This is a genomic window from Streptomyces recifensis (genome assembly GCF_002154615.1).
Taxonomy (GTDB): Bacteria; Actinomycetota; Actinomycetes; order Streptomycetales; family Streptomycetaceae; genus Streptomyces; species Streptomyces griseoluteus.
The window spans coordinates 1-674 of record NZ_MUNH01000900.1 but is presented as its reverse complement, the minus strand read 5'-3'; the positions used below and the strand labels follow the sequence as shown (position 1 = coordinate 674).

The 674-nt window shown below is 72.0% G+C and carries 1 pseudogene; it reads left to right on the top strand.

Annotation, left to right across the window (positions count from 1 at the left end):
• Window positions 1-674, top strand: a pseudogene (locus CCN33_RS30695) (tetratricopeptide repeat protein); the annotation flags it as partial.

Below are 674 nucleotides of genomic sequence, written 5' to 3'. Positions count from 1 at the left end.
ACCTCGTGGTGTGGGCGGCCGCGACGGAGGCCCAGCAGGTCATCACCCAGTACGCACAGGCGGCCGTCCGGGTGGGCGTGGCGGGCGGTGACCCCGAGGCGGACGCCCGCCTGTTCCTGGAGTGGCTTGCGACCACCTCCCGCCGCTGGCTGGTGGTGCTGGACGACGTGACCGACCCGGCGGTCCTCACGTCCTGGTGGCCCGCGAGCCGTACGGGGTCGGGCTGGGTGCTGGCCACGACGCGGCTGAAGGACGCGCGCATGACGGGCGGTGGCCGGACCCGGATCGACATCGACGTGTACACCCCCGACGAGGCGCGTACGTTCGTCGAGGCCCGCCTGGCGGGTGAGGGCATGGAACACCTGCTGGACGAGCAGGTGGCCGGACTCGCCTCCGCACTCGGCCACTTACCGCTGGCCCTGAGCCACGCCACGGCATACATGATCAACGAGGAGCTGACGAGTACGGCCTACCTCGCGCTGTTCAGGGACCAGCGGACCTCGCTGGAAGAGGCCCTCCCCGAGTCGGCCGACACCGAGGGCTACGGCCGCCAGATCACCACCACCCTCCTGTTGTCCCTGCACGCCGCCCAGGCGGCGGACACGACGGGCTTCGCCACGACGGCACTCCGCCTCGTATCCCTCCTGGACCCGTCCGGCCACCCCCACGCCCTG